28 protein-coding genes and 1 tRNA gene are annotated in these 25,677 nt (G+C 61.9%); 18 read left to right on the top strand and 11 right to left on the bottom strand.

Annotated elements, in window-relative coordinates:
• The first annotated feature begins 91 nt into the window (after positions 1 to 91).
• The 3 genes from tatA (at position 92) to tatC (ending at position 1,862) form a co-directional block, all read left to right on the top strand.
• Positions 92 to 343 carry a Sec-independent protein translocase subunit TatA gene (gene tatA, locus MJ205_RS00940; RefSeq protein ID WP_239810780.1) on the top strand — a complete coding sequence of 84 codons (252 nt, stop codon included), beginning with the start codon at positions 92 to 94 and terminating at the stop codon, positions 341 to 343.
• A 65-nt stretch (positions 344 to 408) separates the two neighbouring features.
• Positions 409 to 930 (top strand): Sec-independent protein translocase protein TatB, encoded by a 522-nt coding sequence (gene tatB / locus MJ205_RS00945; RefSeq protein ID WP_239810781.1) that lies wholly within the window; start codon positions 409 to 411, stop codon positions 928 to 930.
• Positions 931 to 1,067: 137 nt separating this feature from the next.
• The gene (tatC, locus tag MJ205_RS00950; protein WP_239810782.1) at positions 1,068 to 1,862 is read left to right on the top strand and encodes a twin-arginine translocase subunit TatC; all 795 of its coding nucleotides are present in this window, start codon (positions 1,068 to 1,070) and stop codon (positions 1,860 to 1,862) included.
• A gap of 183 nt (positions 1,863 to 2,045) precedes the next feature.
• Here the strand turns inward: tatC and MJ205_RS00955 are convergent, their stop codons facing one another.
• Together MJ205_RS00955 and MJ205_RS00960 are read right to left on the bottom strand one after the other, a co-directional pair.
• Positions 2,046 to 3,209: a trypsin-like peptidase domain-containing protein gene (locus MJ205_RS00955; protein WP_239810783.1), complete on the bottom strand. Its 1,164-nt coding sequence runs from the start codon at positions 3,207 to 3,209 to the stop codon at positions 2,046 to 2,048.
• A gap of 71 nt (positions 3,210 to 3,280) precedes the next feature.
• The gene (locus tag MJ205_RS00960) at positions 3,281 to 3,523 is read right to left on the bottom strand and encodes a hypothetical protein (RefSeq protein WP_239810784.1); all 243 of its coding nucleotides are present in this window, start codon (positions 3,521 to 3,523) and stop codon (positions 3,281 to 3,283) included.
• 266 nt (positions 3,524 to 3,789) lie between these two features.
• On the opposite strand from MJ205_RS00960, the gene MJ205_RS00965 reads away from it, so the two are divergent.
• The 3 genes from MJ205_RS00965 (at position 3,790) to pdxA (ending at position 7,042) form a co-directional block, all read left to right on the top strand.
• Complete coding sequence (locus MJ205_RS00965; RefSeq protein WP_239810785.1) at positions 3,790 to 5,112, top strand: MFS transporter; 1,323 nt, start codon at positions 3,790 to 3,792, stop codon at positions 5,110 to 5,112.
• 102 nt (positions 5,113 to 5,214) lie between these two features.
• Positions 5,215 to 5,967, top strand: a complete 753-nt coding sequence (locus MJ205_RS00970) for a Nif3-like dinuclear metal center hexameric protein (protein WP_239810786.1) — start codon at positions 5,215 to 5,217, stop codon at positions 5,965 to 5,967.
• Positions 5,968 to 5,989: 22 nt separating this feature from the next.
• A complete protein-coding gene (pdxA, locus tag MJ205_RS00975; protein ID WP_239810787.1) occupies positions 5,990 to 7,042 on the top strand; it encodes a 4-hydroxythreonine-4-phosphate dehydrogenase PdxA in 1,053 nt (350 codons plus the stop codon).
• A 73-nt stretch (positions 7,043 to 7,115) separates the two neighbouring features.
• On the opposite strand, the gene mscL is transcribed toward pdxA, so the two are convergent.
• On the bottom strand, positions 7,116 to 7,544 hold the full coding sequence (mscL, locus tag MJ205_RS00980; protein ID WP_021027796.1) for a large conductance mechanosensitive channel protein MscL: 429 nt from the start codon (positions 7,542 to 7,544) through the stop codon (positions 7,116 to 7,118).
• Positions 7,545 to 7,675: 131 nt separating this feature from the next.
• Between mscL and petA the strand changes: the two genes are divergently transcribed.
• From petA to MJ205_RS01010, 6 genes are all read left to right on the top strand, one after another.
• Positions 7,676 to 8,272: a ubiquinol-cytochrome c reductase iron-sulfur subunit gene (petA, locus tag MJ205_RS00985; protein ID WP_239810788.1), complete on the top strand. Its 597-nt coding sequence runs from the start codon at positions 7,676 to 7,678 to the stop codon at positions 8,270 to 8,272.
• A gap of 9 nt (positions 8,273 to 8,281) precedes the next feature.
• On the top strand, positions 8,282 to 9,730 hold the full coding sequence (locus MJ205_RS00990) for a cytochrome b (protein ID WP_239810789.1): 1,449 nt from the start codon (positions 8,282 to 8,284) through the stop codon (positions 9,728 to 9,730).
• 18 nt (positions 9,731 to 9,748) lie between these two features.
• Positions 9,749 to 10,513, top strand: a complete 765-nt coding sequence (locus MJ205_RS00995; protein ID WP_239810790.1) for a cytochrome c1 — start codon at positions 9,749 to 9,751, stop codon at positions 10,511 to 10,513.
• Positions 10,514 to 10,637: 124 nt separating this feature from the next.
• Positions 10,638 to 11,249 carry a glutathione S-transferase N-terminal domain-containing protein gene (locus MJ205_RS01000; protein ID WP_116927111.1) on the top strand — a complete coding sequence of 204 codons (612 nt, stop codon included), beginning with the start codon at positions 10,638 to 10,640 and terminating at the stop codon, positions 11,247 to 11,249.
• Between the two features lie 79 nt (positions 11,250 to 11,328).
• Positions 11,329 to 11,847 (top strand): ClpXP protease specificity-enhancing factor, encoded by a 519-nt coding sequence (locus tag MJ205_RS01005; protein WP_239810791.1) that lies wholly within the window; start codon positions 11,329 to 11,331, stop codon positions 11,845 to 11,847.
• Positions 11,848 to 11,896: 49 nt separating this feature from the next.
• A tRNA-Thr gene (locus tag MJ205_RS01010) sits at positions 11,897 to 11,972 on the top strand.
• Between the two features lie 90 nt (positions 11,973 to 12,062).
• Here the strand turns inward: MJ205_RS01010 and MJ205_RS01015 are convergent.
• Positions 12,063 to 12,371, bottom strand: a complete 309-nt coding sequence (locus MJ205_RS01015) for a hypothetical protein (protein WP_021027801.1) — start codon at positions 12,369 to 12,371, stop codon at positions 12,063 to 12,065.
• A gap of 230 nt (positions 12,372 to 12,601) precedes the next feature.
• Between MJ205_RS01015 and secA the strand changes: the two genes are divergently transcribed.
• From secA to MJ205_RS01035, 4 genes are all read left to right on the top strand, one after another.
• Positions 12,602 to 15,340: a preprotein translocase subunit SecA gene (secA, locus tag MJ205_RS01020; RefSeq protein WP_239810792.1), complete on the top strand. Its 2,739-nt coding sequence runs from the start codon at positions 12,602 to 12,604 to the stop codon at positions 15,338 to 15,340.
• 78 nt (positions 15,341 to 15,418) lie between these two features.
• Positions 15,419 to 16,651, top strand: a complete 1,233-nt coding sequence (argJ, locus tag MJ205_RS01025; RefSeq protein ID WP_239810793.1) for a bifunctional glutamate N-acetyltransferase/amino-acid acetyltransferase ArgJ — start codon at positions 15,419 to 15,421, stop codon at positions 16,649 to 16,651.
• An 85-nt stretch (positions 16,652 to 16,736) separates the two neighbouring features.
• Positions 16,737 to 17,693: an ATP-binding protein gene (locus tag MJ205_RS01030; RefSeq protein WP_239810794.1), complete on the top strand. Its 957-nt coding sequence runs from the start codon at positions 16,737 to 16,739 to the stop codon at positions 17,691 to 17,693.
• 35 nt (positions 17,694 to 17,728) lie between these two features.
• Positions 17,729 to 18,202, top strand: coding sequence for an NUDIX domain-containing protein (locus tag MJ205_RS01035; RefSeq protein WP_239810795.1), 474 nt, complete (start codon positions 17,729 to 17,731; stop codon positions 18,200 to 18,202).
• Between the two features lie 11 nt (positions 18,203 to 18,213).
• On the opposite strand, the gene MJ205_RS01040 is transcribed toward MJ205_RS01035, so the two are convergent.
• The 7 genes from MJ205_RS01040 to MJ205_RS01070 form a co-directional block, all read right to left on the bottom strand.
• The gene (locus MJ205_RS01040; RefSeq protein WP_021027806.1) at positions 18,214 to 18,426 is read right to left on the bottom strand and encodes a DNA gyrase inhibitor YacG; all 213 of its coding nucleotides are present in this window, start codon (positions 18,424 to 18,426) and stop codon (positions 18,214 to 18,216) included.
• 54 nt (positions 18,427 to 18,480) lie between these two features.
• Entirely contained in the window at positions 18,481 to 19,236 is a 756-nt protein-coding gene (gene zapD / locus MJ205_RS01045; protein ID WP_239810796.1) for a cell division protein ZapD, read from the bottom strand.
• 3 nt (positions 19,237 to 19,239) lie between these two features.
• Entirely contained in the window at positions 19,240 to 19,866 is a 627-nt protein-coding gene (coaE, locus tag MJ205_RS01050; protein WP_239810797.1) for a dephospho-CoA kinase, read from the bottom strand.
• Position 19,867: 1 nt separating this feature from the next.
• A complete protein-coding gene (locus MJ205_RS01055; RefSeq protein WP_239810798.1) occupies positions 19,868 to 20,743 on the bottom strand; it encodes a prepilin peptidase in 876 nt (291 codons plus the stop codon).
• A 2-nt stretch (positions 20,744 to 20,745) separates the two neighbouring features.
• On the bottom strand, positions 20,746 to 21,966 hold the full coding sequence (locus MJ205_RS01060) for a type II secretion system F family protein (RefSeq protein ID WP_239810799.1): 1,221 nt from the start codon (positions 21,964 to 21,966) through the stop codon (positions 20,746 to 20,748).
• A gap of 20 nt (positions 21,967 to 21,986) precedes the next feature.
• Positions 21,987 to 23,720 carry a type IV-A pilus assembly ATPase PilB gene (pilB, locus tag MJ205_RS01065; RefSeq protein ID WP_239810800.1) on the bottom strand — a complete coding sequence of 578 codons (1,734 nt, stop codon included), beginning with the start codon at positions 23,718 to 23,720 and terminating at the stop codon, positions 21,987 to 21,989.
• 162 nt (positions 23,721 to 23,882) lie between these two features.
• Positions 23,883 to 24,812: a polyprenyl synthetase family protein gene (locus MJ205_RS01070; protein WP_239812627.1), complete on the bottom strand. Its 930-nt coding sequence runs from the start codon at positions 24,810 to 24,812 to the stop codon at positions 23,883 to 23,885.
• 267 nt (positions 24,813 to 25,079) lie between these two features.
• On the opposite strand from MJ205_RS01070, the gene rplU reads away from it, so the two are divergent.
• Both rplU and rpmA read left to right on the top strand, forming a co-directional pair.
• Positions 25,080 to 25,391: a 50S ribosomal protein L21 gene (rplU, locus tag MJ205_RS01075; protein ID WP_092832020.1), complete on the top strand. Its 312-nt coding sequence runs from the start codon at positions 25,080 to 25,082 to the stop codon at positions 25,389 to 25,391.
• Positions 25,392 to 25,406: 15 nt separating this feature from the next.
• On the top strand, positions 25,407 to 25,667 hold the full coding sequence (gene rpmA, locus MJ205_RS01080; RefSeq protein ID WP_021027814.1) for a 50S ribosomal protein L27: 261 nt from the start codon (positions 25,407 to 25,409) through the stop codon (positions 25,665 to 25,667).
• The last annotated feature ends 10 nt before the right edge of the window (positions 25,668 to 25,677 follow it).

The raw sequence follows: 25,677 nt of genomic DNA on the forward strand, positions 1-25,677 counted from the left end.
CCCAACGGCGATGACCTCGCCCTGTGACAGTATTACGAAACTGGTAGATGCCCAAGGCGTCTAAAATGTGCATATTCGCTAGGAGAATTTCATGGGTTCCTTTTCTGTTTGGCATTGGCTGATTGTTCTGCTCATCGTGGTGCTGGTGTTCGGCACCAAGAAGCTCAAGAACATCGGCACCGATCTGGGTGGTGCGGTCAAGGGCTTCAAGGATGGCATCAAGGACGGCAGTGACTCGGCCTCGCCCGCTGCCCCCACGACGACCACGGCACAGCAGGTGGGCCAGTCGCCCGTCGCTGACAAGAACTCCACCATCGACGTAGAAGCCAAGAACAAGGGCTGATATGCGCGCCGCTGGGGCTGCGGGCCAGCCGCAGCAACCGTTGCTGTGCATTCGATGGGACTGGAATGTTTGATCTCGGTATCTCCAAAATGGCCTTGATCGGTGCGGTGGCACTGATCGTCATCGGCCCTGAAAAACTGCCGCGCGTTGCGCGCACGGTGGGCACCTTGCTGGGCAAGGCGCAGCGCTATGTCAACGACGTCAAGTCCGAGGTCAACCGCTCGATGGAGCTTGACGAGCTGCGCAAGATGAAAGAGAACGTCGAGTCGGCCGCGCGGGATGTGGAAAACACCATCCGCACCAATTCGGCAGACTTCGAGAAAAACCTCAACGACCAGGCCAATGGCCTGGCTTCATCGGCCAGCGACGACAGCTTCTACACCGCAGATCCCTATGCCGAGAGCTATGACAGTGGCTCGGCATCGGCGGTGGCGCCGGTCTACCACCACCCGCGCAAGAACTGGCGCGTAAAGCGCGGCGCGACGCCCCAGTGGTACAAGCACCAAGCGGGTGTGCGCACCCATGTGCAGTCGGGCGCGGCACGCGTGGCACGTTTCCGGCCCAAAAAGCCATCGTCCGGCCTGTGATGGCGCACGCAACGCATCAGGCTCCAGGGGCAGGGCGTTGGCATGTTTTCTCCCTGGCATTCCACCGGTCCGCGATGGTGCAGCCTGCCTCCAGGTGCTGCACGCCGGTGATGCCTTGATCCGCAACTGATATCCCCATGTCCGAAACCCCTTCCAAAGAAGACGAGCTGGCCGGCACCGAGCAGCCCTTTGTGCAGCACCTGATGGAGCTGCGCGATAGGCTGCTCTACAGCATTGGCGGTGTGCTCGTCGCCGTGGTGCTGCTGGCCATCTGGCCGGGGCCTGATGGCTTGATGAATTTCATTGCCCATCCGATCAAGATGCACATGCCGCCCGACGCCAAGCTGATCGCGGTTGGCGTGTTCTCGCCTTTCATCGTCCCGCTCAAAGTGCTGGGCATGGCAGCGATCTTGCTGGCACTGCCCTGGATCATGTACCAGCTGTGGGCCTTTGTGGCACCGGGCCTGTACATGCATGAGCGCAAGTTTGCGCTGCCGCTGATCTTCTTTGGCAGCCTGCTGGCATACGCCGGCATTGCCTTTGTGCAGCTGTTCGTGCTCGACCGCATGTTTGGCTTCATCCAGCACTTCACGCCGTCAAGCGTGGCTGCCACGCCCGATATCGCCTCGTATGTCGAGGCCATCTTGTCGCTCTACCTGGCCTTTGGCCTGGCCTTCCAGGTCCCGATTGTGGTGATTCTGCTGGTGCGCCTGGGCCTGGTGGAGATTGCCAAGCTCAAGTCGTTCCGCGGCTACTTCATCGTGCTGTCGTTTGTCATCGCGGCGGTGGTGACCCCGCCGGATGTGCTGTCGCAGATTTCGCTGGCCGTGCCCATGTGCATTCTGTACGAGGTCGGCATCCTGGGCGCCACCTGGTTCTCGCGCAACCAGCCCAAGAAGGAAGAAGAGAGCGACGCTGACGCAGCAGCCTGATTACTGCCAGCCCGCCAGATACACCAAAGCCCCATGCTGACCTGGGTTCAGCCGGGGCTTTGGTATTTGTGGGGTACGGGGGCTGGAGCGGCTTGGCCGCAGCGGTAGTGCTCGGCGGCCTGGTTCCACATCGGTGGGATGCATGACCCTGGCGAAGGCGCAGCCAGCGCACCCCGCCAGCGCTTAACGCCGGCCTTGGGGCATCGCGCGGTTGTTGACCGGGCGGGTGCCGGGAGTGATCGGCAGGGTCAGGCTCTGGTCCCCCCGGCGCAACTGCACTTCGGACGTGGTGCCGGGCACCAGCGCGGCCACGGCCGTCAGCAGGCTTTGCACATGGTGCACCGGCATCGCGCCGATCTGGGTAATCACATCACCGGGGCGGATGCCAGCATTGGCGGCAGGGCCGCTTTGCAGCACGCCGGTGATGATCACACCGGTGTCGGCCTTGACGCCAAAGGTTTCGGCCAGCTCGGGTGTCAGGTCATTGGGCTCGACGCCGATCCAGCCGCGGGTGACCTTGCCATCGCGCACGATGCTGTCGAGCACGTTCTTGGCCAGCGCGATGGGGATGGCAAAGCCAATGCCCATGCTGCCTCCCGAGCGCGAATAGATGGCCGTGTTGATGCCGACCAGGTTGCCGTTGACATCGACCAGCGCGCCGCCCGAGTTGCCGGGGTTGATGGCCGCATCGGTCTGGATGAAGTTCTCGAAGGTGTTGATGCCCAGCTCACTGCGGCCCAGCGCGCTGATGATGCCGCTGGTCACCGTTTGGCCCACGCCAAAGGGGTTGCCAATCGCCAGTACCTGGTCGCCGACCTCGGCCGAATCCGAATTGCCCAGCACGATGACCGGCAATTTGTCGAGGCTGATCTTGAGAATGGCGAGGTCCGTCTCCGGATCGGTGCCGATGATCGTGCCCTTGGCTTTGCGGCCATCGGTCAAGGTCACTTCGATATCGTCGGCGGCCTCGACCACATGGTTGTTGGTGAGCACATAGCCGTCAGGGCTGACGATCACGCCGCTGCCCAGGCCCGCCTGGTTCTGCACGCCCTGGTCGCCAAAGAAGAACTGGAACCAGGGGTCATTGGCGCGCGGGTGGCGCACTGCCGTGCTGGTGTTGATGCTGACCACCGCCGGCGACGCTTTTTTAGCAGCGGGGCTGAAGCTGCTGGTCGCGACGCTGGCCCGGTTGGCTTCGCTTTGCGGCGCCTCGATCAACGCGATGCCGGCATTGCTGCGTACCGCGTTGTTGCGCTGCAGCCAGCCGGGCTGCAAGGTGGCGACGATAAAGTACAAGGCCAGCAAGACGGTGACCGATTGTGCGAAAAAAAGCCAGAGGCGTTTCATAGAACCTGGGATAGGGTGAAGGTGGCCGCGCCTGGCTGACAGCCAGCAACGGCGTTGGGCATTGCTATTGATTATGGCACCGGGCCTGGCAGCAAGCCGCTGCGGTGCCGTCTGATGCGCTGCGGCGCAGGCGCCGCCCGGCGGTTGACGGGCGCAGCAGGGCCACGGGTATTCTGGCGCATCTCGCGGCCATCTGCGATGCAATCCATCGTATTTGACGATGTCATGGCCGCGACATTGTTCTCCAAATCGGACCAATCCCAGAGATTCTCGAAGAATGCCTCTAAAAACCGTTGCTGGCGGAACGATGTCATTGCGGCACAGATAGGATGGCGCCGTTGCAAGCCCCAGCAGAGAGGGATACTTTTCGTGACACTGACTGAGGCCAAAGGGTAAGTACCTAGAATGGCCTCCCAACCTTTTGACTGCGCTCCTGCGCTCATCGTGGTTCCCTGCGAAGGGGTCCATCTCTCCTCTCGCTTGCGCTGACTCCCGCCATCCCGGGGCTCGCCGAACCCCTTGATACGCGCCCACAATGCGCTGCGTTTTGCGCTGTCCTGCTCTGATATGTAGAGGACACATGACTTCGCTGACTGCTGACCAAGGTGGGGCTTCCGCTGCTTCGCCTGCCAACCGCCCCTTGAACCGGGACGACTACAAGACCTTGGGCCTGTCGGCCCTGGGCGGCACCCTGGAGTTTTATGACTTTGTGGTGTTTGTATTCTTTGCCAACGTACTGGGATCGCTGTTCTTCCCGGCCTCGATGCCGGACTGGATGCGCCAGCTGCAGACGCTGGGCATCTTCGCGGCTGGCTACCTGGCCCGCCCCATTGGCGGGATCTTGATCGCCCACTTTGGCGACATTCTGGGCCGCAAGCAGATGTTCACCTTGTCGGTGTTCCTGATGGCCGTGCCCACCTTGGTGATCGGCCTGCTGCCGACCTATGAAACCATTGGCTTGGCCGCGCCCATCCTGCTGCTGGCGATGCGCGTGCTGCAAGGCGCTGCGATTGGCGGCGAGATGCCCGGTGCCTGGGTGTTTGTCGCCGAGCACGCACCGGCCAAACGCTATGGCTTCGCGATTGGCTCGCTGACCTCCGGCATCACCGGCGGCATTTTCCTGGGCTCGATCATTGGCGTCTGGCTCAACAGCGTCTACAGCGCGGCCGAGATCCACGACTGGGCCTGGCGCATTCCGTTCATCCTGGGCGGCGTGTTTGGCCTGGTGTCCGTGTACCTGCGCAAGTTCCTGCATGAGACCCCCATCTTCCAGGAGATGCAGGCCCGCAAGCAGGTGGACCGCGAACTGCCGCTGAAGACCATTCTGCGCGACCACCGCGAAGCCAGCGTGGTCGTGGCGCTGATGACCTGGATCCTGTCCACCGCCGTGGTGGTGGTGATCCTGTTCACACCTTCCTATCTGCAAAAGGTGTTCCATATCGCCCCAGCGGTGGCCCTCAAGGCCAATGCCGTAGCGACTGTGACCTTGACCCTCGGCTGCGTGTTCTGGGGCTGGCTGTCGGACCAATGGGGCACGCGTGCTGCGATGGTGCTGGGCTGGGGCGGCATGGCCGTTACCGCCTATCTGTTCTACCTGAACCTGCCTGGCACCGAGGTCTCGCTGGTTTGGACCTATGCGCTGGTGGGCTTTTTTGTGGGTGCGATCTCGCTGCTGCCCGTCGTTGGTGTGCGCGCCTTCCCGCCCGAGGTGCGCTTCACGGGACTGTCCTTCTCGTACAACATGGCCTATGCCGTGTTCGGTGGTTTGACGCCGATGCTGGTGTCCGTCTGGCAACAGGCCGATGTGATGGCGCCTGCCCACTATGTGGCCGCGATGGGCGTGCTGGGCGTGGCCATGGGCTTCTGGCCGCTGGCCGTCAAGGGCTGGGTCGCCAAGAAGTAGAGCTGCTTCTGGCTAATCGCCCCTCGAACCCGCTGCATGCCTGGCATCAGCGGGTTTTTTGATTCCGGGGTGGCGTGCCGCACAGGTCTGAGACAATCGGGCATGACTACGACCCGCCAAGACATGCTGCAGGCCTTTGATGCGCTGCTGCAGCCCGCCCGCTTCAAAGACTATGGCCCCAATGGTTTGCAGGTGGAGGGCAAGGCGGAGATCTGCAAGCTGGTCAGCGGTGTGACGGCATCGCGGGCGCTGATCGAGGCGGCCATTGCCGCCCAGGCCGATGCGATCTTTGTACACCATGGCTTGTTCTGGCGCGGCTACGACGGCCGCATCACCGGCTGGATGAAGCAGCGCATCGAACTGCTGATCAAGCACGACATCAATCTGTTCGCCTACCACCTGCCGCTGGATGCGCACCCGGAGCTGGGCAACAATGCCCAACTGGGCGTGCAGCTGGGCTGGCAGGCCGACGCCCGTTTTGGCGACCAGGAACTGGGCTTTATCGGCAGCCTGGATGCGCTGCCACCTGCGCAAGTGGCTGCGCACATACAACAGACCCTGGGCCGCTCCGTCACCGTGGTGACGGGCGAGACGCCACGCCCCATCCGCCGCATGGCCTGGTGCACCGGGGGCGCGCAGGGCTTCTTCGAGGCCGCAATGGCTGCCGGTGCTGATGGTTTTCTGACCGGCGAGATATCCGAGCCCCAGGCCCACCTGGCGCGCGAGACCGGCGTGAGCTTTTTTGCGGCCGGCCACCATGCGACCGAGCGCTACGGCGCGCCCGCCGCTGCGGCCGCCGTGGCCCAGCAGTTGGGCGTGGCGCATCACTTTATCGACATCGACAATCCCGCCTGACGTTTCTCCGAAGGACATCCCCGTGCACTCCGCTCCCTTGCTCGCCATCACCCAGGGCGACCCCGCCGGCATTGGCCCGGAAATCGTGGCCAAGGCCTTTCGTGATACGCCCGAGCAGATGCTGGGCTGCTTTGTCGTCGGCGAGCTGCAGACCCTGCGCCGCGCAGCGCAGATGCTGCAGGGCCCGGGCCGCTGCGCGCTGCCGGTGGCCGAGATTGCGGATCCGCAAGAGGCCTGGGGCGTGCCGCCGCGTTGCATGCCGGTGCTGTCACTGCCAGGCTTGCCCGGGCCTTTGCCTTTTGGCCAGGTGCAGGCCGAGGCCGGGCGCTCTGCTGCCGAGTGCGTGCGCTGGGCAGCGCGCCAGGCCTTGCAAGGCCGGATTGCCGGGTTGGTGACGGCGCCCTTGAACAAGGAGGCGCTGCACCTGGCCGGGCTCCCGTTCCCCGGCCATACCGAATTGCTGCAGGCCGAAGCGGCCCAGCATGCCGGGGTGGCACTGGCACAAATGCCGGTGCGCATGATGCTGGCCAATGAAGCGCTGCGCACCGTGCTGGTGAGCATCCATGTATCGCTGCGCGATGCCATTGACGCAGTGACCAAAGAGCAGGTGCTGGAGACCATCCGCATCACGCACGAGGCCTTGCTGCGTGCGCTGGGGCGGCCCCCGCGGATAGCGGTGGCGGGGCTCAATCCCCATGCCGGTGAAGCAGGGCTGATGGGCCGTGAGGAGCTGGAGCACATAGCGCCCGCCGTGGCCGCTGCGCAGGCGCTGGGCATGCAGGTGGTCGGCCCCGAGCCGCCCGATACCGTCTTCATGCGCGCCCGCCACAGCGCCGAGCATCCCGGCGCCTTTGATGTGGTGGTGGCCATGTACCACGACCAGGGCCTGATCCCCGTGAAGTACCTGGGGCTGGACGAGGGCGTCAACGTGACCCTGGGCCTGCCGCTGGTGCGCACCAGCCCAGACCATGGCACAGCCTTTGACATTGCCGGCCAGGGCCTGGCCGATGCGGCCAGCCTGATTGCGGCAGTGCAGATGGCACGCCGCTTGGCCGCAGGGCAGCAGCAGGCATAAAAAAGCAGCCTCCAAAGGCTGCTGTGGTGTAGGTGCAAAAGAAGCAGAATTTTTGCTTCCTTGTTGCAAAAAATCAACGCTTTTGCTGCAGGCTGTCGCGGATTTCGCGCAGCAGCACCACGTCTTCCGGGGTGGCGGCGGGCGCAGGTGGTGGCGTGTCGCGCTTGAGGCGGTTGATCTGCTTGACCATCATGAAAATAATGAAAGCCAGGATCGCGAAGTTCACCGCGACGGTGATGAAGTTGCCATAAGCAAACACCGGAATGCCCGCTTTTTTCAGTGCGTCCAGTGTGCGCGGTACGCCATCAGGGATAGTGCCCAGCACCACGAAGAGATTGGAGAAGTCCAGCTTGCCAAAGACCAAACCGACGATAGGCATGATCAGGTCATTGACGACCGAATCGACGATCTTGCCAAAAGCGGCGCCGATGATCACACCAACGGCCAGATCCATCACATTGCCCTTGACCGCGAACTCGCGGAATTCCTTCATGAAGCTCATGCGCTGCTCCTGTCAAATAAACATGACGCCTAGTATCGCTCAGCTTCAAGGGTTTCGGCGCATTGCATGATGGGCAAGACACTTCATACAATCCGCAAAAACCGAGATATAAGCGTTGACCAAGGAGCCCCATGAGTGATTCTTCCATCGACTCCAGTAAAAGGACGTGGCTGATAGCGTCGGGATGCGCAGGTGCTGTCGGAGGAGTCGCCACTGCGGTTCCGTTTGTCAGCTCCTTCAATCCTTCAGAAAAGGCCAAGGCCGCCGGCGCTGCCGTTGAAGTGGATATCTCGGACCTCAAGCCTGGCGAGAAAATCACCGCCGAATGGCGCGGCAAGCCGATCTGGATCCTGCGCCGCACGCCTGAGCAGATCGCCGAGCTGCCCCAGCTCGATGGCCAGCTCGCCGACCCCAAGTCGGAGCGCACCGCCTATCCGACACCGGCCTACGCCAAAAACGAAACCCGCTCCATCAAGCCCGAGGTGCTGGTCGTGATCGGCATCTGCACCCACCTGGGCTGCTCCCCCACCGACAAGCTGCAGCCCGGCCCCCAGCCTTCGCTGCCCGACGACTGGAAAGGCGGCTTTCTCTGCCCCTGCCACGGCTCGACCTTTGACCTGGCCGGCCGCGTATTCAAGAACAAGCCCGCGCCCGACAACCTCGAAGTGCCAGCGCACCAGTATCTGAGCGATACCAAGCTGCTGATTGGCGAAGACAAAAAAGCATAAGGAGGCGCGATGGCACACGAATTCAAGGAGATATCGCCGAACGCCACCTTGGGCGCCAAGGCCGGCAACTGGCTGGAGAACCGCTTTCCCACGGCATTTGAGGCCTACCGGGTCCATATGTCGGAGTACTACGCACCGAAGAACTTCAACTTCTGGTACATCTTTGGCTCGCTGGCGCTGCTGGTGCTGGTGATCCAGATCGTCACCGGCATCTTCTTGGTGATGCACTACAAGCCCGATGCCGAGAAGGCCTTTGCCTCGGTCGAGTACATCATGCGTGATGTGCCCTGGGGCTGGCTGATCCGGACCATGCATTCCACCGGTGCGTCGGCGTTCTTTGTCGTGGTCTATTTGCACATGTTCCGGGGCCTGTTGTACGGCAGCTACCGCAAGCCGCGTGAGCTGGTCTGGGTGTTTGGCTGCGCCATCTTCCTGTGCCTGATGGCCGAGGCCTTCATGGGCTACCTGCTGCCCTGGGGCCAGATGTCGTACTGGGGCGCCCAGGTGATCGTCAACCTGTTCTCGGCCATTCCCTTCATCGGCCCTGACCTGGCCCTGCTGATTCGTGGCGACTATGTGGTGGGCGATGCCACCTTGAACCGCTTCTTCAGCTTCCACGTGATTGCCGTGCCGCTGGTGCTGCTGGGCCTGGTTGCGGCGCACTTGCTGGCCTTGCATGACGTGGGCTCGAACAACCCCGATGGCATCGAGATCAAGGGGCCTAATGCGCCCAAGGATGCGCAGGGCCGGCCGCTCGATGGCGTGCCCTTCCACCCGTACTATACGGTGCATGACCTGTTTGGCGTGGCGGTGTTCCTGTTCATCTTCTCGGCCATCGTGTTCTTTGCGCCGGAGATGGGCGGCTACTTCCTCGAGTACAACAACTTCATCCCGGCCGACCCGCTCAAGACGCCCAACCACATCGCGCCGGTCTGGTACTTCACGCCGTTCTACTCGATGCTGCGTGCGATCACCGGCGAGATGATGGTGGCCCTGTCGGTGATCCTGGTCGCGGCGGTTGCCTATGTCTGCATCAAGACCCGCTTGGCGACCATCCTCAAAGGGCTGCTGGTGCTGGCAGGCCTGGTGGTGCTGGCCATGTTTGGCGCTTTTGCGTTCACCGGCATTGCGGCGCTGGGCGGTATCGACGCCAAGTTCTGGGGTGTGGTGGTGATGGGCCTGGCGGTGATCATCCTGTTCTTCCTGCCCTGGCTGGACCACAGCCCCGTGCGCTCCATCCGCTACCGCCCGCACTGGCACAAGTATGTGTATGCGGTGTTTGTCGTGAACTTCGTGGTGCTCGCCTATCTGGGGGTGCAGCCGCCATCGCCGATTGGCGAAAAGGTCTCGCAAGTGGGTACCTTGTTCTACTTTGGCTTTTTTCTGCTGATGCCGTGGTGGAGCCGCAAGGGCACCCCCAAGCCGGTGCCTGAGCGTGTCACCTTCCATGCGCACTGAACCAGAAAGCATCCCACGATGAAAAAAATCATTCTCTCCGCATGCCTGGGTCTGGGCGTGCTTTTGGGGGCCGGCGCGGTGCAGGCGGCCGAAGGCGGTGTCGCTTGGGACAAGTTCAAGCCCGACACCACCAACACCACCTCCTTGCAAAACGGCGCCAAGCTGTTTGTGAACTACTGCCTCAGCTGCCATTCGGCCGCTTTCATGCGCTACAACCGGCTGCAGGACATTGGCCTGACCGAGCAGCAGATCAAGGACAACCTGCTGTTCACCACCGACAAGGTGGGCGAGACGATGAAGGCGGCCATCGATCCCAAGCAGGCCAAGGAGTGGTTTGGCGCCAATCCGCCGGACCTGACCTTGGTGGCACGCTCACGTGCCGGCCACCAGGGCAGCGGTGCGGACTACCTCTATACCTTCCTGCGTGGCTTCTACAAGGATGACACCAAGGCCACCGGCTGGAACAACATGGCCTTCCCCTCGGTGGGCATGCCCCATGTGCTCTGGGAACTGCAAGGTGTGCGCGTGCCGGTCTACAAAGAGGTGGAGGAGCATGGGCACAAGACGCAGGTGTTCAGCGGCTGGCAACAGGTCACGCCGGGCAAGCTGAGTTCCACCGAATTCGATAAGAGTGTGGGTGATTTGGTGAACTATCTACAATGGATGGGTGATCCCAGCCAGAACACCCGCATGCGCGTCGGCGTCGGGGTGTTGATATTTTTGCTGGGCCTGATCCTCATCACCTGGCGTCTGAATGCGGCGTTCTGGAAAGATGTGAAGTAAACGTATTTTGCGTGCAGCCGGTCCAGGCCCTGTGAGCAGGGCTTGAATTTGGGTAGCCGATTTGTGTAGAGTGGGCGGCATTGACTGCAGTCCACTCTTTTTTGATTTTGAGGAGCCTCTCACCATGATGGTGCTTTATTCGGGAACGACCTGCCCTTTCTCCCACCGCTGCCGCTTTGTGCTGTTTGAAAAAGGGATGGATTTCGAGATCCGCGATGTGGACCTGTTCAACAAGCCCGAAGACATCAGTGTGATGAATCCCTACGGCCAAGTGCCTATCCTGGTCGAACGTGATTTGATCCTGTACGAATCGAACATCATCAACGAGTACATCGACGAGCGCTTCCCCCATCCACAGCTGATGCCCGGCGATCCGGTCGAGCGCGCCCGCGTGCGCCTGTTCCTGCTGAACTTCGAAAAAGAGCTGTTCACCCACGTGCACACCCTGGAAGAGCGTGCCGTCAAGGGCAACGAGAAGGCGCTGGAAAAGGCCCGTGCTCAGATCCGCGACCGCCTGACCCAGATGGCACCGGTGTTCCTGAAGAACAAGTTCATCCTGGGCGAGAACTTCTCGATGCTGGACGTGGCCATTGCGCCGCTGCTCTGGCGCCTGGATTACTACGGCATCGAGCTGTCCAAGAACGCCGCTCCGCTGCTCAAGTATGCAGAGCGCATCTTCTCGCGTCCTGCATACATCGAGGCGCTGACGCCTTCCGAAAAGGTCATGCGCAAGTAAAAGGCCCCGTGCCTGCCGCAGCGCGGGCAGCGTCTGCGGAGCCCTGCTCCGTGGCGCGGGAGCGCGCAGAAAGTGTCCAATGAGTGAAATCCAGACAACATCCACCCAGCCGTACCTGATCCGCGCCTGGGTGGAGTGGTGCAATGACAATGGCCTGACCCCGTACCTCAGTGTGCGTGTGGACAAGACGGTGCTGGTTCCGCGCGAATTCGTCAAAGACGGCGAAATCGTGCTCAATATCAGCTACGACGCGACCAGTGCGCTCAAGCTGGGCAATGACTACATCGAGTTCACCGCCCGTTTTGGCGGCGTGCCGCGCGACATCATGGTGCCTGTCAGCCGTGTGGTCGCGATCTTTGCCCGTGAAACGGGGCAGGGTATGGGCTTTCCGCCACCCGAGGACCTGCTCGATGACGATGCCGACATTGCGATGGCAGCGTTGGAGGCAAGCAGCGACAAGGGCGAGGAGACCGCCGCGGACGCTGCGCCGCCGGTCATGCAGGTTGTGACCTCCAGTGACGAACCGCCCGCGCCCGACGGCAATGCCCCCAGCCGCAGCGGCAAAGGCGGCAAGCCGTCCCTCAAACTGGTCAAATAGGACCCATTTGGCTTTGCTGCGGGCAATCCCGTATAGAATGCCGAGTGTTGCCGGTTTAGCTCAGTTGGTAGAGCAACCGCCTTGTAAGCGGTAGGTCATCAGTTCGATTCCGATAACCGGCACCAGATTCCAGAGCCGTTCTCAGCCCCGTGCTGCGAACGGCTTTTTTGCGTCCAGACTGGCCGCCTGGCCTGGCCTGGCCTGGATGGGGTCAGTCAGCGCAGTACTTTGAGGCGAATGTCAGCCGTTGGGTAGCCTTTGACGCGCAGATGGGCAGCCATGGCCGGCAGCAATTGCTTCATCTTGGCCGCGCAGGCATTGTTGGCCACCAGCAGGCACCACTGGTCGCCGTCGATGGGGCCGGGCTTGATCGAGGCGCGCAGCATCGGCGGAATCAGCGGCTCCACCAGCTTGAAGCGGGTGGCGGACTCGCGCGTCAATGCCACGAGGCTGGCCAACGTGGGCGCTTCGCTCGCGGCTTGTTCTACGGTGACGGCGAAATGCCGGCGTTGGGGCTGGATCATGGCTGGGAAGGGGTGTCAGGGGCGGGCCAGGGGCGATAGCCATACATTGCAATGCACCTGCCACAACGCATTCTATTCAGGGTTGTAGAATGTTTTATTCGGCAGGCCTCGTTCCCGGTATTGAAGCCGGGGTCATTGCCTCCATCTGACACAACACTAATCACTAGGAATTCCGGTCGCATGGCAGGGGTGGACAAGAGTGCACTCCCTGGTTGTGTGGTTCTGTTCGCATGGCAACCAATTTCTTCACCAAAATTTTTGGCAGTCGCAATGATCGCCTGCTCAAGCAATACCGCAAGGTCGTCGCTCGCATCAATGCGATGGAGCCGGAGTACGAAAAGCTCAGCGACGAACAATTGCGCGAGAAGACGCAGGAATTCAAGAACCGCATTGCTGGCGGCGAGTCGCTGGACAACATCCTGCCCGAGGCATTTGCCGTGGTGCGCGAGGGCTCCAAGCGTGTGATGAAGATGCGCCACTTCGACGTGCAGATGCTGGGCGGCATGGCCCTGCATTACGGCAAGATTGCCGAAATGCGCACCGGTGAAGGCAAGACCTTGACGGGTACCTTGCCGGTGTACCTGAACGCGCTGAGCGGCAATGGTGTGCACGTCGTGACGGTCAATGACTACCTGGCCACGCGTGATGCGACCTGGATGGGGCGCCTGTACAACTTCCTGGGTCTGTCGGTGGGCATCAACCTGTCGCAACTGCCCAAGCATGAGAAGCAGGCAGCCTACAACTCCGACATCACCTACGGTACGAACAATGAATACGGCTTTGACTACCTGCGCGACAACATGGTGCAGGATGCGAGCGAGCGCGTGCAGCGCCGGCTCAATTACGCGATTGTCGACGAGGTGGACTCCATCCTGATCGACGAGGCGCGTACGCCGCTGATCATCTCCGGCCAGGCCGAAGACCATACCGCCGCCTACCTGGCGATGCGCGAAGTGGTGCCGCTGCTGACCCGCCAGGAAGGCGAAGCCGACCCCCGCACCGGTGAAGGCGTGACCAAGCCCGGCGACTTCACGGTCGACGAAAAGGGCCACCAGATCCACCTGACCGAGCAAGGCTATGAAGCGGCAGAGCGCATTCTGGCCGAAAAGGGCATGCTGGCCGAAGGCGCATCGCTGTACGACCCGGCCAACATCACCCTGGTGCACCAGCTGTACGCCGCACTGCGCGCACAGCACCTCTACCACCGCGACCAGCACTATGTGGTGCAGGGCGGCGAGGTCGTGATTGTCGACGAGTTCACCGGCCGCCTGATGTCGGGCCGCCGCTGGAGCGAAGGCCTGCACCAGGCCGTGGAAGCCAAGGAAGGCGTGGAAATCCAGGCCGAGAACCAGACCCTGGCATCGATCACCTTCCAGAACTACTTCCGCCTGTACAACAAGCTCGGTGGCATGACGGGTACCGCAGACACCGAGGCCTATGAGTTCCAGGAAATCTACGGTCTGGAGACCGTGGTGATTCCGCCCAACCGCCCCAGCAAGCGCGATGACCAGCTCGACCGCGTCTACAAGACCACGCCCGAGAAGTATGCGGCGGCGATCCAGGACATCCGTGAGTGCTACGAGCGCGGCCAGCCGGTGCTGGTGGGCACGACCTCGATCGAGAACTCCGAAATCATCGACGAGATGCTGAAGAAGGAGAACCTGCCTCACCAGGTGCTCAACGCCAAGCAGCACGAGCGCGAGGCCGACATCATCGCCCAGGCAGGGCGCCCCGGCGTCATCACCATCGCGACCAATATGGCCGGTCGTGGTACCGACATCGTGCTGGGTGGCAATATCGAAAAGCAGGTCGCTGCGATCGAGGCTGACGAGTCGCTGTCCGAGACCGAGCGCCGCAACAAGATCGATGCCCTGCGCGCCGAGTGGAAGGTCGAGCATGACAAGGTGACCGAGCTGGGCGGTCTGCGCATCATCGCGACTGAGCGCCATGAATCGCGCCGTATCGACAACCAGCTGCGTGGCCGTGCCGGCCGCCAGGGTGACCGGGGCTCCTCGCGTTTTTACCTGTCGCTGGACGACCAGCTGATGCGCATCTTCGCGGGCGACCGTGTCAAGGCCATCATGGAACGCCTGAAGATGCCCGATGGCGAAGCCATCGAAGCGGGCATCGTGACCCGCTCCATCGAGAGCGCCCAGCGCAAGGTGGAGGCGCGCAACTTCGACATGCGCAAGCAGCTGCTCGAATACGACGATGTCGCCAATGACCAGCGCAAGGTGATCTACCAGCAGCGCAACGAGATTCTCGATGCGGCCGATCTGGCACCGATGATCGATGGCATGCGCGACAGTGCACTGGCTGACATCGTGCGCCAGTATGTGCCTGAGCAGTCGATGGAAGAGCAGTGGGACCTGCCCGGCCTGGAGAAGGTGTTGCGTGAGGAATGGCATATCGACCTGCCGCTGCAGCAACTGCTCGAAGGCGCGGAATCGATCACCGACGAGGAAATCGAAGAGAAGGTGGTGGCCGAAGGTGCACGCCTGTTCAATGACAAGCTGGAGCAGGCAGGCAAGGAAAACTTCATGCAGTTCATGCGTGCGGTGCTGCTGCAGACGCTCGACTCCAGCTGGCGCGACCACCTGGCCGCGCTGGACTATCTGCGCCAGGGCATCCACCTGCGTGGCTACGCGCAAAAGCAGCCCAAGCAGGAATACAAGCGCGAGGCATTCGAGCTGTTCAGCCAGCTGATCGACCAGGTCAAGACCCAGGTCACCCGGGTGATGATGTCGGTGCAGATCCGCTCGCCCGAACAGCTCGACGAAGCCACCGAGCAGCTGGAACAAAGCAATGACCGCACGGCCCACGTGACCTACAGCGGCCCCGATGAATCGGGGGATGCCGAGGCCAGCGAGCCACTGGCCCTGCCCGAAGGCGTGCGCGTGGCCCGCAATGATCCATGCCCCTGCGGCAGCGGCAAGAAATACAAGCTCTGCCACGGTAAACTCGCGTAATTACCGGATCGCTTCACCACAACGGGCTTTGACTGGTTCATCGCCCGTTTTTTTCATGGTTCCAAGGAAAAGACTGATATGCCCGTCAATTTGAAAGCCCCCGTAGCGCAGGACCTGGCCCCTGTCGCCGGTATTCGCATTGGTGTGACGGAGGCCGGCGTGCGCAAGGCCAACCGCAAGGATGTGACGGTGTTCTTGCTGGACGAGGGCAGCCATGTCGCTGGCGTGTTCACGAAGAACCGCTTTTGCGCTGCGCCCGTGCAGATCTGCCGTGAGCACCTGGCCAGCCACAGCCAGTCCATCCGCGCCATTGTCATCAACACCGGCAATGCCAATGCCGGCACCGGCGCTGATGGCCTGGCCCGTGCGCACGCCACCTGTGATGCGCTGGCAGGCCTGCTGAAGATCGATGCCCGGCAAGTGCTGCCGTTCTCGACGGGTGTGATCATGGAGCCGCTGCCGGTGGACCGCATCACTGCGGGCCTGCCTGCAGCGATTGCCGATGCGCAGCCGGGCCACTGGGCCAAGGCGGCCGAGGGCATCATGACCACCGATACCCTGCCCAAGGCGTTTTCCGCCTCGGCCACCGTGGCTGGCAAGACGGTGCAGGTCACCGGCATCAGCAAGGGCGCGGGCATGATCCGCCCCAACATGGCAACCATGCTGAGCTTTCTGGGCACCGACGCGGCCATCAGCCCTGAGTTGATGCCAGCGCTGGCCAAGACTTTGGCCGACCAGTCTTTCAACCGTATCACGATCGATGGCGACACCTCGACCAATGACTCCTTTGTCGTGGTCGCGACCAACCAGGCGGGCAATGCCCCGATCACCGACTGGAACACCGCCGATGGCCAGGCCTTGATGGCCGCGCTGCGCGAAGTGGCCCAGAAGCTGGCGCAGGCCATTGTGCGCGACGGCGAAGGCGCCACCAAGTTCATCCAGATCGACGTGGAGCAGGGCCGTACCGAAGAGGAATGCCGCCTGGTGGCCTATGCGATTGCGCATTCGCCGCTGGTCAAGACGGCGTTTTTTGCCAGCGACCCCAACCTGGGCCGCATTCTGGCGGCTGTGGGTTATGCCGGTATCGACGACCTGGACCAGACCCAGATCGAGCTGTACCTGGACGATGTGCATGTCGCGACCAAGGGCGGCCGCAACCCGGCCTACCAGGAGGCCGATGGCCAGCGCGTCATGAAGCAGCAGGAGATTGTGGTGCGTGTGCAGCTGGGCCGTGGCAACGCATCCACCCAGCTGTGGACCTGCGACCTGAGCCACGACTATGTGAGCATCAACGCGGACTACCGCTCCTGATCCCACTGGGCCAGCGCGCCGCACCCCCCCGAAGCCGGGTGGGTGCCGGCCTCACTGGCATTCCAACCTTGAGCCTCTGGATACCATGACCGAGTCTTCCAACTCCCCTTTTTCTCCGCTTGAACGCCTGGTGCAGCGCGCCGAGCAGCTGATGCAGCGCATCGAATCCGTGCTGCCCCAGGCGCTGCAGGCGCCGGCCGACTGGAGTGACGCGATTGCCTGGCGCTATCGCAAGCGGGCCAACGGCTGCGGCGTGCTGGAGCCTGTGCGCCATGTGGGAGCCATGTCCTTGTCCGATCTGCAGAACATCGACGGGCAAAAGGAAAAGATTGCGCGCAACACCGAGCAGTTTGTGCAAGGCAGCACCGCCAACAATGTGCTGTTGACGGGCGCACGGGGGACTGGCAAGTCGTCCTTGATCCGCGCCTGTCTGCATGCCTATGCGCCCCAGGGCCTGCGCCTGATCGAGGTGGACAAGGCCGATCTGACCGATCTGCCCGATATCGTCGATGTGGTGGCCGGCCGGCCCGAGAAATTCATCATCTACTGCGATGACCTGAGCTTTGAAGAAGGCGAGCCCGGCTACAAGGCGATGAAGTCGATTCTGGATGGCTCCGTGTCTGCAGCGACCCCGAATGTATTGGTCTATGCGACCAGCAACCGCCGTCACCTGCTGCCCGAGTACATGACCGACAACCTGGCCCAGCAAAAGGGCGAGAACGGTGAGATCCACCCCGGGGAAGTGGTCGAGGAAAAGATTTCGCTGTCCGAGCGCTTTGGCCTCTGGGTGAGCTTTTACCCATTCAGCCAGGACGAGTACCTGCGCGTGGTGGGCCAATGGCTCTCGGCGCTGGGTGTGGCCGAGGCCGATATCGAGGCCGCCAGGCCCGAGGCGCTGGTCTGGGCGCTGGAGCGCGGCTCGCGCAGCGGCCGGGTGGCCCACCAGTTTGCCCGCGACTGGGCGGGCCGCAGCCACCGCGAAGTGCAGGGGCGCCAGAAGATTGCCGATGTAGCCGACCTGGGTGAAGAGGCCCAGGATTGACGATACCGGGCTGCCCGCGCAGCCCATGAAGACCTATGAGCCAGACTGACACCACCGAGACCCGCAGCCATACCGACGTGGCGGTGGGCGTGCTGATCCGCGAAAGCGACAATGCGCTGCTGATAACGAGCCGTCCCCTGGGCAAGCCCCGTGCGGGCTGGTGGGAGTTCCCCGGCGGCAAGCTGGAGGCGGGCGAGACCGTCGAAGAGGCGCTGCGCCGTGAGCTGGTCGAAGAGCTCGGCATCCGCATCGGCAACTGCATTGCCTGGAAGGTGACCGAGCATGACTACAGCCATGCGCTGGTGCGCTTGCACTGGTGCAAGGTGACGCAGTGGTCGGGTGAATTCGAGATGCGTGAAGGCCAGCAGATGTCCTGGCAGCAACTGCCGCTGACGGTGAGCCCGGTGCTGGAGGGGTCTTTCCTCGTGCTGCAATGGCTGAGCGAGGAGCGGGGTCTGCCTTTTGACCCCGCCATCTATATCCAGGCGGCAGAGGCTGCGGCGAAATAAGGCCGGGGTGCTCAGTCTTCCAGGCGCGGATCGCCGTAGGGCTGGTCCAGCGGTGGCGATTGCGCCGGCACCCGAAAATCTTCGTTGCCCCACGCGCCCAGGTCAATCAGCTTGCAGCGCTCGCTGCAAAAAGGGCGAAACCGGTTGCTGCGTTCAAAGCTGGAGGGGCCGCCACACTGGGGGCACTGGATGCTGGGGAGCGCGTTGTCTGCGGAAGAACTCATCCGGCCATTGTAGGGCGCCTGTACTGGCCGCCTCATCTGCAGGCGTTTAGCCGATCAAGCGCAAAGCACCATCTCGTACTGGCCGTCCTGCGTGGTGAGGCCCAGCTGACCGCTCTCGGTCTTTTGCAGCATGCGGATCGAGATCATCAGGCGGTTGCCACTGATCTCGGGCACCAGGCTGGAGCTGGGGTCCATCTTGAGGCGCAGCAGCTGGTAGACACGGCCCTGGGGAAGGTTCTGCTGGAACTGGCCACGCACCGTCGCAATGCGCTGGGGGGCGCCGGCATCCCGGAACAGCCGCAGCAGCAGAATAAGGGCGCTGGCCAGCGGCGCAAAACACGACGTCCAGCCTTGCAGATCGGCACGGCGGCTCTGGCTGTCCGCATGCAGCCAGGCGTGGTAGCTGGGCAGGTCAAATGTGCAGGTGCCACCGGGAATGCCGGTACGGTTGCGGATGGCCATCAGCCATTCGTTCTCGATCAGCAGCTGGCTGGGCTTGCCGTTTTGGGCACGCAGTTCGCTATGGGCAGCGTCGATCTGGCCAATCACCTTGTCGAGCATGTCGACGGCGATCATCGGGTTGTCGCGGTAGGCATTGAACTGCTGGCGCTGGCGCTCCAGGTCCTTGAGCAGGTCGGTCTTCAGGTCGCTGCGGGAGGCGACATCCATCACCTCGAACAAGGTGGTGATGGCGAAATGGTGGTCGATGTCCGTGTCGCGCTGCAGGAGTACGTCAAGCCTGCGCAGCAGATACTCCAGGCGGAGATAGGCGCGCACGCGTTCGTTGAAGGGGTACTCGTAAACTATCACGGATCAGTCGGGCTGCAGAAGGCGGTAGTGGGCTATCAATTCATTGTATAGGTCGAATACGGCCTCGCCTAGCGCTTGTAACGACAGCGTTTCATTCCACAGCACCCAGTCGGCCTTGCGCAGGCGCTGCAAACGGGTGGCCTGCTGGGCCATGATGGCCTCGATCGCTGCCTGGGGCAGCTGGTTGCGCTGCTGCACCCGTGCGATTTGCGTGCGCTCGAGACAGTCGACGACGATGACCTGGTCCAGCCTCGGGCTCCATTGGCCGGACTCAGCCAGCAAAGGGATATCAAAGATCACCAGCGGCGCGTTGGTGTCACAGGCATGCTGGTACTGCTGGTCGATCTGCTGGCGGATGAGCGGGTGCAGGATGCCTTCGAGCTGGGCCTTGTAGCCCGGATCGCGGAAGGCAGCGTCCCGCATTTGTGCACGGTCCAGGGCGCCGTCTGCGCCGATGAAATGGGCACCCATGCGGGCCGCGATCGGGGCGATGGCCGCACCGCCCGGCAGCGTAAGCGTGCGGGCAATGCGGTCGGCATCGATCACATAGCAGCCCTGCTGGGCAAAGCCTTGGGCCACCGTGCTTTTGCCACTGCCAATGCCCCCGGTGAGACCAATGCGCGGGCGCATATCAGGGCTGCAGCAGGCGGTCGACGATGCCGGTGCCGAACCACATCACCAAAAAGCCGGCGCCCGCCAGAAAGGGACCAAACGGGATGTAGCCACCTTCGCGCAGGCTGGAGAATATCTTCAGCGCGATGCCGATGACTGCACCGACGACCGACGAGAAGAGTGCAATCGGTATCAGCGCCTGCCAGCCAAACCAGGCGCCCAACGCCGCGAGCAGCTTGAAATCGCCGTAGCCCATGCCTTCCTTGCCGGTCAGCAGCTTGAAGGCCCAGTAAATCAGCCAGAGCACCATGTAGCCGATGGCGGCACCAAACAGCGCATCTTTGAGCGGTACCGCAATCCATCCCATCGCACTGCACAGCAAGCCTGCCCAGAGCAGCGGCAAGGTCAGGTCATCGGGGAGCAGGGTCGTGTCCCAGTCAATCAGCGCTGCGGTCAGCAGCATCGATGCGAAAAAACACCAGGCCAGGCCGGTGGGGCCCAGGCCCCAGCGGTGGATGCAATAGGCCCAGAGCAGGCTGTTGGCGATTTCCATGACCGGGTAGCGTACAGAAATACGTGCGCGGCACTGGCTGCAGCGCCCGCCCAGAAACAGCCAGCTGAACACGGGCACATTCTCGTACCAGCGGATCTGGTGGCTGCAATGCGGGCAGCGCGAGGCGGGGGTCCAGAGGTTGAAGCGGTCTGCCTTAGGTTCGGCCGCAGGCACTGCCTCTGGCGTCTGCACGCTGTCCGCCGCGGCCAGCATGTCCTGCGCATCACGCCGCCATTGGCGCTCCAGCATCAGCGGCAGGCGGTGCACCACCACATTCAAAAAGCTGCCCACCAGCAGGCCCAACAGGGCAAACAGCCCTGTGTTCAATTGCGCTTCGGACATGCTTAAACCACCTGACCGAGCTTGAAGATCGGCAGGTACATCGAGACCACGATGCCGCCGATGATGGTGCCCAGAAACACGATGATGATGGGCTCCATCAGGCTGGACAGGCCAGCGACGGCCTCGTCGACCTCGGCTTCGTAAAAGTCGGCCGCCTTGCCCAGCATATGGTCGATCGATCCCGATTCCTCACCGATCGCACACATCTGCAACACCATCGACGGGAACACATGTGCGTCCGACATGGCGACCGTCAGGCTGGTGCCGGTGGAGACCTGCTGCTGGATCTTCTCCGTGGCCACCGCAAAGACGGCATTGCCGGAGGCCCCACCCACCGAGTCCAGCGCTTCGACCAGCGGCACACCGGCGGCGAACATCGTCGACAAGGTGCGGGTCCAGCGCGCCACGCAGGATTTCTCAATCAGCGGGCCGAAGATGGGTACCTTCAGCAGCCAGCGGTCCATCGTGCGCTGCATTTTTTCGCTGCGCTTCCAGGCCTGCAGAAAGAAATAGATGCTGCCACCAATGCCAAAAAAGATCAGGTACCAGTAGCTGACAAAGAAATCACTGATACCCATCACGATCAGGGTCGGGCCGGGCAGATCGGCTCCAAACGAGGTGAACACCTCCTTGAATGCCGGAATCACGAAGATCATGATGATGGCCACCACGACGAAGGCCACGATGATCACCGAGGTCGGGTACATCAGCGCAGAGCGGATCTTGCTCTTGATGGCCTCGGTCTTTTCCATGTAGGTGGCCAGGCGGTCGAGCAGGCCTTCCAGAATACCGGCGGCTTCACCGGCCTCGACCAGGTTGCAGTACAGCGCATTGAAGTACATCGGGTGGCGGCGAAAGGCGGTGCTCAGCGAAGAGCCCGATTCCACGTCACTGCGCACATCGTTGAGCAGCTTGGTGACGCTGGGGTTGGTGCTGCCTCTGCCCACGATGTCAAAGGCCTGCAGCAAAGGCACACCGGCCTTCATCATCGTGGCCAGCTGGCGCGTGAACAACGCAATGTCCTTGGGCTTGATGCGCTTGCCCGAACGCATGCGGCGCTTCTTGATCTTGGACGGCAGAATGCCCTGGCGGCGCAGCGACGCGATGACCTGGTTTTCTCCGCCCGCGCGGGATTCGCCGCGCACGATCTTGCCGTTGCGGTCCTTGCCTTCCCACTCATAAACGGCTTCGTTCGATGTTTTCTTATGGACTGTAGTTGCCATTTATCCCTGCCCTCATTGCTTTATTCGTTGGTGACGGCTAAGACCTCTTCGAGGGAGGTCAGTCCCTTTTTGACTTTGTGCAGACCCGATGCGCGCAAGGAGCGGACATTTTCTAGGTTGGCTTGCTCCGCAATTTCCAGTGCGCTGCCATCACGCAGGATGATGCGCTGTGTTTCTTCAGAGATGGGCATCACCTGGTAGATGCCCAACCGGCCCTTGTAGCCGTTATTGCAGGCATCGCAACCCACAGGCTCGTAGGGCATCCAGGTGCCATCGAGATCCTCTTCCTTGAAGCCGGCTTCCAGCAGCGCTTCATGCGGAATCTCCGTGGGCCGCTTGCAGACAGGACACAGCTTGCGTGCCAGGCGCTGCGCGGTGATCAGGATCACGCTGGAGGCAATGTTGAATGGCGCAATCCCCATATTGCGCATACGCGTCAATGTGGTGGGCGCGTCGTTGGTGTGCAAGGTCGACAGCACCAAGTGGCCCGTCTGCGCGGCCTTGATCGCAATGTCTGCGGTCTCCAGGTCACGGATTTCACCCACCATGATGATGTCGGGATCCTGGCGCAGGAACGACTTGAGCGCCGTCGCAAAGGTCAGGCCGGCCTTTTCATTGACATTGACCTGGTTGACGCCGGGCAGGTTGATTTCCGACGGGTCTTCCGCGGTGGCAATATTGACCGCGGGTGTATTGAGAATGTTCAGGCAGGTATAGAGCGACACGGTCTTGCCCGAGCCGGTGGGGCCGGTGACCAGAATCATGCCGTAGGGCCGCTTGATGGCGCTGAGCAGGCGCTCCTTCTCTTCCGGCTCATAGCCCAGCGCATCAATGCCCAGCTTGGCGCTGCTCGGATCCAGAATACGGATCACGATCTTTTCGCCGAACAGGGTTGGCAAGGTGCTGACCCGGAAGTCGATCACCCGGTCGGCGCCGATCTTGAGCTTCATGCGGCCATCCTGGGGCACGCGCTTTTCGGAGATGTCCAGGCGCGAAATGACCTTGATGCGCGATGCCAGCTTGTCCTTGATGCCGGGAGGCGGGGAGGCGATTTCGCGCAGCTCGCCATCGATGCGGAAGCGGATGCGGTATTGGTGCTCGTAGGGCTCGAAATGCAAGTCCGATGCGCGCATATTGAATGCGTCGATCAGCATCTTCTGCAGGAACTTGACGATGGGCGCGTCTTCAACTTCGGTCTCGTCGCCGCTGCTGCTTTCCGTGTTCACCGATTCGTCGTCAATCTCGAACTCGTTGAGATTGACGTCGCCGGTGATCATGTCCTGGATGCTGTCACCGCCCTTTTTGGCGACGGACTCCAGGGCCTTGAGCAGCTTGGCATGCTCGGCAATCACCCAGTCCACGCTCAGCTGCGTGGAGAACTTGATCTGCTCGGCCACCGAATGGTCGGTGGGATCGGCGGTAACGACCACCAGGCGGTTGCCCCGCTTGGCCAGCGGGATGATCTTGTTGGTCAGGGCCAGCTTGGTATCGAGCAGGCCGCTGGCCAGCCGGGTCAGGTCGATCGCATCCAGGTCGACCATCGGCGCGCCATAAACCGTCGAGATGATGCTGGCTACATCGCTGCCGGAGACGGCTCCGCTGGCCACCAGCTCGCCAATGAAGCTGTTCTTGCTCTTGAGACTTGTCGCATACAGCGCCTCTGCCTTGGCAACAGGAAGCTTTCCGCTGGCTACCAGCGCTCTGGCGATGCCGGGAAGGGCGACGGCTTTTTGGGGGGTGTTGATGTCAGCCATGTAAACGGGGACGCCTATCGTCGATAGCCTCGCTGCGTAATCCGGCAAACTGTAGCAGTTGTTCGGAGATTTAACAAAGAAATGCACCCGCCATTCTGTGCCAGTGCAGTCGATCTGCGACAGTCTGTGGGGTACGCCAGCCGATGCCCGACGACCGCTGCGTTACTCCCGGCGCGCCAGAAGTTGTGATGCCAGCGTAGTCAGGGCCTCGGTATAGGCATTGCGGGGCAGCAGCGCCAGGCAGTCGATGGCTTCCTGGGCCTGCAGTGCCGCGGCTGCCCGGGTGGCCTCCAGCGAGCCGGTGTCCTTGACCACCTGCACGATATGGGCCATGTGGGGCGTGGAGCCTTGCTCGATGGCGTCCACGATCATCTGCCTATCATCGGCGTTTGCGCGCTGCATGGCAATGATCAGCGGCAAGGTGACCTTGCCTTCGCGCAAATCATCGCCAATATTCTTGCCCATCACGGTCGTGTCACCGTCGTAGTCGAGTGCATCGTCGATCACCTGGAAGGCGGTGCCCAGCGAGCGGCCATAGTTGGCGCAGGCTTCTTCCAGCGCAGCAGGTGCCTCGGTCAGGACAGCGGCCAGGCGGGCGCTGGCCTCGAACAGCTTGGCCGTCTTGGAGCGGATGACGGACAGGTAGCCGGCCTCATCCAGATCGACATTGTGGGTGTTGATCAGTTGCTGCACCTCACCCTCGGCGATGATGTTGGTGGCCTCCGACAGGATCTGCATCACACGCATGCTGTCGGCGTCAACCATCATCTGAAACGCGCGCGAGTGCAGGAAGTCCCCGACCAGGACGCTGGCGGCGTTGCCAAAGCTCTCGTTGGCGGTAGGTTTGCCGCGCCGCATCGTGGATTCGTCCACCACATCGTCGTGCAGCAGGGTGGCGGTATGGATGAACTCGACCACGGCCGCCAGATTGAAATGCTGCTCGCCCCGGTATTCCAGTGCACCGGCTACCAGCAGCAGCAGCGCGGGGCGCAGACGCTTGCCACCGGCCGAGATGATGTAGTGGGACACCTCCCCGATCAACGGAACGGAGGAGCTCAGGCGCCTGGCAATCACGGCGTCAACCTGTCGCATATCGCCAGCGACGAGGCTCAAGGGGTTGGACGGGTTGGGAGTGTTGGACTCGGACAAGGCGGCTATCTCGGCATTTTATGGATACTGCATTATAGAAACGAGAGCAGTGCGACTTGCAGACATGGCCGCTTGTCCGTCTTCGGCATGCGCATTCTGGCCGGTGTTGTGGCGCAAAAACGTGCAGGGTTTGCGTCGTTCATAGCCTCGTGCTACAATCTTCGGCTCTTGCGAAATTTCTTTGCAAGCTATCCCCTTTTAGAGGTTCTTATGTACGCGGTCATAAAAACCGGTGGCAAACAGTATCGTGTTGCTTCCGGCGAAAAAATCAAGGTAGAACAGATCGCTGCGGACGTAGGCCAAGAAATCGTGATCGACCAGGTTCTGGCAGTCGGCAACGGCGCAGAGTTGAAGGTTGGTACGCCCTTGGTGTCCGGAGCAACTGTGACGGTTACGGTAGTAGCCCACGGCAAGCACGACAAGGTGCGCATTTTCAAGATGCGTCGTCGTAAGCACTATCAAAAGCGCCAAGGCCATCGCCAGCAGTTCACTGAGCTGCAAATCGGTGCGATTGCAGCTTAACAGGAGCTATATCTCATGGCACAGAAAAAAGGCGGCGGCTCTACGCGCAACGGACGTGATTCCAAGCCAAAGATGCTGGGTGTGAAGGCTTTCGGTGGTCAACTGATCAGCGCCGGTTCGATCATCGTGCGTCAACGCGGCACCAAGTTCCACCCCGGCACCAATGTCGGCGTGGGCAAGGACCACACCTTGTTTGCTCTGGTGGACGGCCACGTGTCGTTCGAAACCAAGGGCGCTTTGTCCAAGCACACGGTGAGCATCACCAAGGCTGCTTAAGACAAGACAA

This window comes from Comamonas sp. B21-038, from assembly GCF_022387135.1.
GTDB lineage: Bacteria > Pseudomonadota > Gammaproteobacteria > Burkholderiales > Burkholderiaceae_C > Comamonas > Comamonas sediminis.

Excerpts from the sequence above, each read along its gene's own strand:
- MJ205_RS01000 (WP_116927111.1), top strand. The coding sequence starts at position 10,638 with ATGATGGTGCTTTATTCGGGAACGACCTGCCCTTTCTCCCACCGCTGC.
- MJ205_RS01060 (WP_239810799.1), bottom strand. The coding sequence starts at position 21,966 with ATGGCAACTACAGTCCATAAGAAAACATCGAACGAAGCCGTTTATGAG.
- MJ205_RS00955 (WP_239810783.1), bottom strand. The coding sequence starts at position 3,209 with ATGAAACGCCTCTGGCTTTTTTTCGCACAATCGGTCACCGTCTTGCTG.
- tatB (WP_239810781.1), top strand. The coding sequence starts at position 409 with ATGTTTGATCTCGGTATCTCCAAAATGGCCTTGATCGGTGCGGTGGCA.
- MJ205_RS00995 (WP_239810790.1), top strand. The coding sequence starts at position 9,749 with ATGAAAAAAATCATTCTCTCCGCATGCCTGGGTCTGGGCGTGCTTTTG.
- MJ205_RS01005 (WP_239810791.1), top strand. The coding sequence starts at position 11,329 with ATGAGTGAAATCCAGACAACATCCACCCAGCCGTACCTGATCCGCGCC.
- MJ205_RS01070 (WP_239812627.1), bottom strand. The coding sequence starts at position 24,812 with ATGCGACAGGTTGACGCCGTGATTGCCAGGCGCCTGAGCTCCTCCGTT.
- MJ205_RS01040 (WP_021027806.1), bottom strand. The coding sequence starts at position 18,426 with ATGAGTTCTTCCGCAGACAACGCGCTCCCCAGCATCCAGTGCCCCCAG.
- MJ205_RS01030 (WP_239810794.1), top strand. The coding sequence starts at position 16,737 with ATGACCGAGTCTTCCAACTCCCCTTTTTCTCCGCTTGAACGCCTGGTG.
- secA (WP_239810792.1), top strand. The coding sequence starts at position 12,602 with ATGGCAACCAATTTCTTCACCAAAATTTTTGGCAGTCGCAATGATCGC.
- rpmA (WP_021027814.1), top strand. The coding sequence starts at position 25,407 with ATGGCACAGAAAAAAGGCGGCGGCTCTACGCGCAACGGACGTGATTCC.
- MJ205_RS00965 (WP_239810785.1), top strand. The coding sequence starts at position 3,790 with ATGACTTCGCTGACTGCTGACCAAGGTGGGGCTTCCGCTGCTTCGCCT.
- pilB (WP_239810800.1), bottom strand. The coding sequence starts at position 23,720 with ATGGCTGACATCAACACCCCCCAAAAAGCCGTCGCCCTTCCCGGCATC.
- MJ205_RS01055 (WP_239810798.1), bottom strand. The coding sequence starts at position 20,743 with ATGTCCGAAGCGCAATTGAACACAGGGCTGTTTGCCCTGTTGGGCCTG.
- MJ205_RS00990 (WP_239810789.1), top strand. The coding sequence starts at position 8,282 with ATGGCACACGAATTCAAGGAGATATCGCCGAACGCCACCTTGGGCGCC.
- coaE (WP_239810797.1), bottom strand. The coding sequence starts at position 19,866 with ATGCGCCCGCGCATTGGTCTCACCGGGGGCATTGGCAGTGGCAAAAGC.
- MJ205_RS01015 (WP_021027801.1), bottom strand. The coding sequence starts at position 12,371 with ATGATCCAGCCCCAACGCCGGCATTTCGCCGTCACCGTAGAACAAGCC.
- tatA (WP_239810780.1), top strand. The coding sequence starts at position 92 with ATGGGTTCCTTTTCTGTTTGGCATTGGCTGATTGTTCTGCTCATCGTG.
- mscL (WP_021027796.1), bottom strand. The coding sequence starts at position 7,544 with ATGAGCTTCATGAAGGAATTCCGCGAGTTCGCGGTCAAGGGCAATGTG.
- petA (WP_239810788.1), top strand. The coding sequence starts at position 7,676 with ATGAGTGATTCTTCCATCGACTCCAGTAAAAGGACGTGGCTGATAGCG.
- tatC (WP_239810782.1), top strand. The coding sequence starts at position 1,068 with ATGTCCGAAACCCCTTCCAAAGAAGACGAGCTGGCCGGCACCGAGCAG.
- MJ205_RS00960 (WP_239810784.1), bottom strand. The coding sequence starts at position 3,523 with ATGACATCGTTCCGCCAGCAACGGTTTTTAGAGGCATTCTTCGAGAAT.
- MJ205_RS01035 (WP_239810795.1), top strand. The coding sequence starts at position 17,729 with ATGAGCCAGACTGACACCACCGAGACCCGCAGCCATACCGACGTGGCG.
- rplU (WP_092832020.1), top strand. The coding sequence starts at position 25,080 with ATGTACGCGGTCATAAAAACCGGTGGCAAACAGTATCGTGTTGCTTCC.
- MJ205_RS00970 (WP_239810786.1), top strand. The coding sequence starts at position 5,215 with ATGACTACGACCCGCCAAGACATGCTGCAGGCCTTTGATGCGCTGCTG.
- argJ (WP_239810793.1), top strand. The coding sequence starts at position 15,419 with ATGCCCGTCAATTTGAAAGCCCCCGTAGCGCAGGACCTGGCCCCTGTC.